Annotated in this window: 6 protein-coding genes; 1 reads left to right on the top strand and 5 read right to left on the bottom strand. The window is 72.2% G+C overall.

Going from position 1 to position 7,235, the window contains the following annotated elements; translation table 11 throughout:
• Positions 1 to 693: 693 nt before the first annotated feature.
• The gene (locus tag IE311_RS35430; protein WP_189836009.1) at positions 694 to 1,623 is read left to right on the top strand and encodes an SMP-30/gluconolactonase/LRE family protein; all 930 of its coding nucleotides are present in this window, start codon (positions 694 to 696) and stop codon (positions 1,621 to 1,623) included.
• A 254-nt stretch (positions 1,624 to 1,877) separates the two neighbouring features.
• Here the strand turns inward: IE311_RS35430 and IE311_RS35425 are convergent, their stop codons facing one another.
• From IE311_RS35425 to IE311_RS35405, 5 genes are read right to left on the bottom strand one after another with little or no spacing between them, the layout of a single operon-like run.
• The gene (locus IE311_RS35425; protein ID WP_189836008.1) at positions 1,878 to 3,140 is read right to left on the bottom strand and encodes an ABC transporter substrate-binding protein; all 1,263 of its coding nucleotides are present in this window, start codon (positions 3,138 to 3,140) and stop codon (positions 1,878 to 1,880) included.
• Complete coding sequence (locus tag IE311_RS35420) at positions 3,137 to 4,357, bottom strand: branched-chain amino acid ABC transporter permease (protein WP_373314032.1); 1,221 nt, start codon at positions 4,355 to 4,357, stop codon at positions 3,137 to 3,139. Before IE311_RS35420 ends, IE311_RS35425 begins: the two co-directional genes overlap by 4 nt.
• Positions 4,350 to 5,240 carry a branched-chain amino acid ABC transporter permease gene (locus tag IE311_RS35415; protein ID WP_189836007.1) on the bottom strand — a complete coding sequence of 297 codons (891 nt, stop codon included), beginning with the start codon at positions 5,238 to 5,240 and terminating at the stop codon, positions 4,350 to 4,352. Before IE311_RS35415 ends, IE311_RS35420 begins: the two co-directional genes overlap by 8 nt.
• Positions 5,237 to 6,142, bottom strand: coding sequence for an ABC transporter ATP-binding protein (locus IE311_RS35410; protein ID WP_373314033.1), 906 nt, complete (start codon positions 6,140 to 6,142; stop codon positions 5,237 to 5,239). The genes IE311_RS35415 and IE311_RS35410 overlap by 4 nt, the downstream gene beginning before the upstream one ends.
• Positions 6,142 to 7,008 (bottom strand): ABC transporter ATP-binding protein, encoded by an 867-nt coding sequence (locus tag IE311_RS35405; protein ID WP_189836006.1) that lies wholly within the window; start codon positions 7,006 to 7,008, stop codon positions 6,142 to 6,144. The genes IE311_RS35410 and IE311_RS35405 overlap by 1 nt, the downstream gene beginning before the upstream one ends.
• Positions 7,009 to 7,235 lie beyond the last annotated feature (227 nt).

Below are 7,235 nucleotides of genomic sequence, written 5' to 3'. Positions count from 1 at the left end.
GCGACGAACGCGACGACCAGCGCGGCGGAAGCACGGGCCCACGGCCGGCGGGCCGTGGCAAGCGAACGTCCGTTCATGGATGGCTCCATTCTTGGGGGGCGGCCGACGCGAGAGCGGTCCTGGCCTCTCCCGTATGCGCAGAGGAGGCCTGACCAGGCGTGCGGCGGGTGCTGAATTGCTGAGGAGACCATCAGTCGCTTCCCCGTGCCCGGACAAGACTTATGGCGCGACCGACGGTCCCCCGTGCCGAATCCGGTGGGCCGGCACAACGGCAGGCCGCGAAAAGTGCCACGCGTCACAGTCCCGCTGATTGTGCGCCCCGGCGGGCGACCCGTACTCCGCACATCACGGAACATCCGGCGGACCCGCAGGTGCGCGCCTCCTGGTGCGCCTCGCCGAAGACGCTCGGGAGAACCCGGGCTTCGGTGTGCTGGTCGGGCGTCAAGTGTGCCGCCGACCTGTCGGACCTCACGACCGCCGCGACGGCTGCGACGGTGCCCGCACCCAAGTCGCCGCGCTGCCGGTGTGATCCCCCACAGACTTGGGGCAGCTTGCCGCGATCCCCCTGTCGCGCCGCCGGTGGCCGCTGGAACATGGCGGGTGGTCCTGAACCTCCACGATAGAATTGGCATGGACATGCTAAATATGATCCGCTGCGCTGTACGGCACAGCCGAAGACTGACCGGCCTGCTTGTGGCAGCTGCCGTGACCGGTTCGTCGGTCGTTGCCTCCGCGTCCCCGGCGGCTGCCATCGATCTGCCCTGCCCGGGCGCTCTGCAGAAGCAGCTCTCGGTCTTCCACCACGGCGGCACCGTCCTCACCCACTGGTACGAGAACCTGGCCTTCGACGCCCAGGGCACGATGTGGGTCAGCAACAACACCGGAGACCAGCTGGAGCGGTACAACTCCGCCGGTATCCGGCTGGAGTCCCGCTACGCCGACAACCCCGGGGCGGTGCGCATCCACGGCGGCCAGCTCTACGTCAACCACGGCAACGGCTTGGCGGAGCAGGTACTGCAGGAGAGCGGGCGGGCGGCGGTGGACCGACTGGACCCGCAGAACGCGGCGTCGCCGCGGGTGCGCTTCGTCAGCGGCCTCAAGATGGCCAACGGCGGGGCGTTTGATGCGGAGGGCAACTACTACGTCACCAATGCAGGCAGCACCCAGGCGGGCCCCCACGACGGCGTGGTGAAGATCCGCCCTGATGGTTCGCTGGACACCGCCTGGAGCCAGGCGGCCGATCAGTGGGGCCTGAACGGCGCCGTGGTGGTCGGCGACACCCTCTACGCCACCTCTACGGCTGACCCCACTTCGCCGATCACCGCGATTCCACTGGCCAACCCCGCCCAGGCCCGGGTCATCGCCAGGCTTTCGATGGTCGCCACCCAAGGCCTCGACGACCTGACCTACGGTCCGGACGGCTATCTGTACGCGGTCGGCTTCCTCTCCGACAAGCTGTTGCGGGTGAACCCGGCGGATGGCAGCCACTGCGTGGTCGCCAACGCCTTCCTGGACAACCCCACCAGTGTCCGGTTCAGCAAGTTCCCCGGCGAGGACCAGAGCCGGGTCCTCTACGTCACTCAGGCGTCGGGCAGCATCCTGCGGATCAAGCTGGCCGGCTGACCGAGCCCTCTGGGCGGGGCCTCCGGAGGAGCGGCGAGTCCCCTGCGGACTCGCCGCTCCCAGGGCTGTGTCCACCGCGCTGTCCACCTGAGCGCGCAGGCGGGGATATGGCCGGACCGGCCTGGAGCAGGCCGCGGACGCCGGCTCCCGTATGGAACCGGACCCCTGCCCAGCAGCAGGGCAGGCGCGCAACGACGACCGCACGAGACGCCGTTCGGCGTCTCGTGCGGTCGTGTCACCTCGTGCCCGACGTATCAGCCGCCGTGTGCGGCGAGGTACTCGGCGAGCCAGGGGTCCTCGGTGGCGTCCTGGATCTGCTTCATGCCGCCGGGGACGCCCGCGGCGGGCTGGGCGATGTACGTCTTCGTGCTGGATGCCTTGGCCGGGTCGGAGAAGTTCTGCGGCTCGTGGAAGCCCTCGGCGTACGCGGTGAGGCTGCGCAGGGCCTTGCTGATGCCGTCGCGGCTGAGGTCCTTCGCTTCGCAGGCCGCCTTGAGGGTGCCCACGAGGAGGGAGCCGGCGGCGTTGCCGGCCTGGGCCGCCTGGTTCACCGGGTCCTTGGGGTAGGCCTTGGTGTAGTCGTCGACGAGCTTCTTCACCGACGGAGTGTCGACGCTCAGGGCGGGCCAGGGGCTGGCCACGTACAGCATCTTCTCCAGCGCGGGCTTGGCCGGCGTGGCCAGCAGCTGAGGCACGTAGGCCGGGGCGCTGGCGAGCACCGGCACCTTCAGGCCGGTGGCGGCGGCGACGCCGACGAGCGACGCGGTCTGGGCCGGGACGCCGCTGAACACGATGGCCTTGACGCCCGCTGCGCGCAGGGCGGTCACCTGCGCGGTCAGGTCCTTGTCGGTGGGTTTCACGGTCTGCGCGACGAGCGTGAGACCGGCCTTCTTGGCCGCGAACTCGGCTCCCTCGGCCGCGTTGCCGCCGTACTCGCCCTCGACGTAGACGTGACCGACCTTGTCGCCCTTCTTCAGCTTCGCGGCCTTCACCAGGAAGCCGACCCCGTTGACCATGTCGATGTCGTACGTGCTCGCCATCAGGCGCAGGTGGGGCTTGCCGAGGACGGTCCCGGAGGCGCCGATCTGGATCGACTGGAGCTTGTCCTTCTCGATGCCGTCCAGCAGCGCCGCGGTCTGCGCCGAGCCGCTCAGCTGGCCGAGCGCCGCGATCTGCGGCTCGATCTCCGCGTAGGCGGCGACGGCCTTCTGCACGTCGAGCCCGTGGTCGCGCACCACCAGCTCGATCGTCCGCCCGCAGACGCCGCCCGCGACGTTCACCTGCTTCAGGTAGAGCTGCTCGGCCTGCAGCGCGCTCTTGCCGAGGGGCGCGACCGGCCCGCTCAGGTCGGTGAGGACCCCGACGCTGATCTTGTCCTTCGTGATGCCGGGGCCTGTCTTGATGCCCGACTTGTCGGTGGTCGCGGCCGATTCGCCGCCCTTGGTGCTGCAGCCGGCCAGGACGACGGCCAGCGAGGTGGCCGCGGCGGCGGCTGCGAGGAACTTTCTGCGGTTCACGGTGTGTGCTCCTTGAGGGTGTCGCCGCCGGTGGTGGCACCGGCGGAAGGCTGGGGGGAGGTGGACGGCAGGGTGGGGGCCGGGCGACGCGGCCGTGGCAGACCCCGCAGGGCGCGGGCGGCCCGCCCGCCTCGGAGGCTGACGAGCCCTCCCGGGGCGAAGACCAGGGTCAGGACCAGCGCGGCGCCGTAGAGGAAGCGCGCGGCGTCGGCCGAGCCGAGGCCCGGCTCGGCGGAACCGGCGGACACCACCAGCGGAAGGGCGTCGGAGTAGTGGGCGAGCAGCTGTGGGAGCACGCTGACGAAGACCGCTCCGGCCGCCGCGCCCGCGACGGAGCCGAGACCGCCGATCACGATCATCGCGAGCATGTCCATGGACAGCAGCAGGCTGAAGTAGTCGGGCACGACCCGCTGGGCGGCCAGGGCGAGGAGCGCTCCGGCGGCGCCGGCGTACATCGACGAGACGGTGAAGGCCGCGGCGCGGTAGCGGGCGGCGGGGACCCCCATAACGGCGGCGGCCACCTCGCTGTCGCGCAGCGCTCCCAGGGCCCGGCCGGGACGGCCCTTGAGGAGGTTCCTGGCCGCCAGGGCGGCCACCGCGACCAGCACCAGGCCGAAGTACCAGAGACGCTCCAGTCCGCCGAAGGGCACTCCGAGCACCGCGAGGCCGTCGTCGGCGTCGCCCAGGCTCAGCCCGAGGATCTCCATCTCGGGGACCGTCCGGCCGTTGAAACCGCCCGTGTACGACTCGGCGTTGAGCATCGCGTGGTGCCCGAAGAAGATCAGCGCCAGCGTGGCGACCCCGAGGTACATGCCGCGCAGCCGCCCCGACAGCGGACTGAAGGCGGCGCCCGCGACACCGGCGAGCAGCACCGCCGCGACGAACGCGAGCAGTGGGGGAAGCCCGAGGCCCGAGAGGTCAGCCGTCCCCGAGCGGTGGGTGTCGTCGGCGAGCCAGGTGTAGCCGTACGCCCCCACCGCGAGGAAGAAGGCGTGGCCGAGGGAGAGCTGTCCGGCCGTTCCCACCAGGAGGTTCAGGCCGATGGCGGCGATCACCGCGACCATGGCGAACAGTCCGGTCTGGAGCCAGAAGGAGGAGAGGTAGAGGGGCGGAGCGAGGAGCAGCAGGCAGCCGGCCAGGGCGGCGATCCGCCGGGGGCCGAGGGCGCGCACGCGGTCCGTCACGGACGTATGGGCCTTCGCGGAACGGTCAGACACGGGTGGACTCCTTGGCTCCGAGCAGGCCCTGCGGCCGGACGATCAGGATCAGCACCATCACGGCGTAGGGGACGACTTCGGCGAGCCCGGAGCCGAGACCGCTCAACTGCTGCTGGTAGCCGGTGGCCAGTGCCTCCGCCATGCCGACCACCACGCTCCCGAGCAGGGCGCCGCCGACCGAGCCGAGTCCGCCGAGCACCGCCGCGGGGAAGGCGGCGAGGGCGATCTGTCCGGTGGTCCGGTCGATGCCGGTGCCGGGGAACGCCGCCAGGAACACGGCGGCCACCGCGGCCAGCGCACCCGCGAGCAGCCACGCGCTCATGCGCAGCCGGTCGCCCCGTACGCCCATGAGGGCTGCGGCCTCGGCGTCGGAGGAGTACGCGCGCATGGACAGGCCCCAGCCCGTCCAGCGGAACGCCGCCAGGAACGCGCCGACCAGGAGGGCGGCGGCAAGGAGCGAGTAGAACCGGGCCTGGGCGACGGTCACGCCGCCGATCGTGAGGACCTCGGCTCCCCAGGGGTCGCCGGTGCCGAGGACATCGCCGCCGATCCGGCGGGCGAGCTCGGTGAGCAGGAGGATGTCGACGCCGATCGTGAGGATGGTCGGCACGGCGGGACCGTTCGCCCGCGCCACCCGGCGTAGGACCAGGGCCTCGACCGCGGCCGCCGCGGCGGTCCCGGCGGCGGCGACGGCAAGCGCGCCGGCGAAGCCGAGCGGCTCGTGCAGGACCGCGACCAGATAGCCGCCCAGTAGCAGGAGCGAGCCGTGGGCGAAGTTCACCGCGCCGGACGCCTTGAAGACGAGGCAGAAGCCGAGGGCCACGAGGGCGTAGACCGAGCCGAGGGCCATGCCGTTGAACAGCGTCTGGGCCAGCGTGTTCATGGGGATTCCTTCATGTGCGGGGCGCCGGGTTCAGGGGCTGAATCCGGGGCGGGTGCCGGGGTGGCGGCGTCGGCCGCCGTGTCGGCGGGGTCGCCGCCCAGGTACGCCTGGACGACCGCCGGATCACGCTGGACGTCCTCCGGCGTTCCGCCGCCGATCCGGCGGCCGAAGTCCAGGACGGTCACCTCGTCCGCCATCCGCATCACCATCCCCATGTCGTGCTCGACGATCAGGACGGAGATGCCGAGGGCGTCCCGGATGTGGGCGATCGTGCGGGCCATGCCGAGGCGTTCGGTGGTGTTCATCCCGGCCACGGGCTCGTCGAGCAGCAGCAGCCGGGGCTCCATGCAGAGCGCCCGGGCGAGTTCGACCCGCTTGCGGTCCCCGTACGACAACAGGGCGACGGGTGCGTCGAAGAGCGCTCCGAGGCCGGTGAACTCAGCTATCTCCCGGACCCGTTCGCGGTGCTCGCGCTGTTCACGCACCACGCTCGGGAGGCGCAGCGCCGTGGCGGTGAAGCCGGCCCGGGTCAGGGTCTGGCGGCCCAGCATCAGGTTGTCCGCGACGGTTCCCCGGGTGAGGACGATGTTCTGGAAGGTTCGGGCCACGCCCAGGGCGGCGATCCGGTGCGGTGGGAGGGCGGTCAGTTCGGCCTCGCCGAAGCGCACGCTGCCGCTCGCCGCGCGGTAGACCCCCGAGAGGACGTTGAAGCAGGAGGACTTGCCGGCCCCGTTCGGGCCGATCAAGGCGTGGACGGTGCCCGGTGCGACGGTGAACCCGACGCCGTCCAGGGCGGTCAGGCCGGCGAAGCGTACGGTCACGTCCTCGACGGTCAGCGCCGGCACCTCGTCGTGCGGGGACGCGGTCGCGGGGGAGGGGGCACGACGCAGCAGGTCGCGGATCAACGGGACCACCTCCCCAGCGGGGCGACGGATGCCGTCTCCTCGTCGTCGGAAGTCGGCTCGTCGTCGCCCTCGGGGCGCTCACCGAGGTACAGGCGGCGGACCTCGTCGGAGCGGGACAGCTCCGCGGCGGGCCCTTCGAGCCGGATCCGCCCGACGTCCAGGACGTACGCGTGGTCCGCGAGCTCCAGGGCGAGGGCCGCGTTCTGTTCGACCAGCAGGACGCCGGTGCCCTGTGCGTTGATGTGCCGGACCACCTCGGCGATCCTGGCGACCACGAGGGGCGCGAGGCCGAGGGACGGCTCGTCGAGCAGCAGCAGCCGGGGGCGTGCCATCAGGGCGCGCCCGATGGCGAGCATCTGCTGTTCGCCGCCGGAGAGCAGGCCCGCGGCCTGCCCCCGCCGCTCGGCGAGAACCGGGAAGAGCTCGTACACCTCGGCGGTGGCCCGCCGGGCGTCCTCGCGGCCTCGGGCGCGGACGCCCAGGCGCCCCGCCTTGAGGTTGTCGGCGACGGACAGCCCGGCGAAGACGCGACGGCCCTCAGGCACCTGTACCACGCCGGCGGCCACGACGTCGGCCGCCGGGCGGCCCGTCAGGGTGACTCCGCCGAAGGCGACGCGGCCCCCGCTCGCGGAGCCCGAGTGCAGCGGCAGGGTGCCGGACACGGCGCGCAGGAGGGTGGACTTGCCGGCTCCGTTCGCACCGAGCATCGTGACGATGCCCCCGGCCGGGACGCTGAGCGACACGTCGTGGAGCGCGGTCACCGATCGTCCGTACGTCACGGAGAGGCCCTGGACCTCCAGTGCGCCGGGCGGCGCCGCTGTCGGAGGCGGGGACGGGGGATGGGGTGGAGATGACGAGCTCATGAGGCCCGCTTTCTTGTACGGAGCGAGAGGAGAGGCCGGCCGTGAGCGGCTGATCGTCGCGCGGAGCCGCGGTGACGGGCTCCTGTGGCGGCGGACGTTCCCGGGCGGGTCGCCCCGCTTCGCACAGGCCGGAGGCCCGCAGCATGCGGCGCCGGTGAGATCGACGTCCAGGGGTACGGGTCCCGGCCACGGCCTCGCCCGCCGATCGTGTGTCGGCTCCCTCGTGG

Source organism: Streptomyces zaomyceticus, from assembly GCF_014656215.1.
Classification (GTDB): domain Bacteria; phylum Actinomycetota; class Actinomycetes; order Streptomycetales; family Streptomycetaceae; genus Streptomyces; species Streptomyces zaomyceticus.
This window is presented reverse-complemented; position numbering and strand designations above follow the sequence as displayed.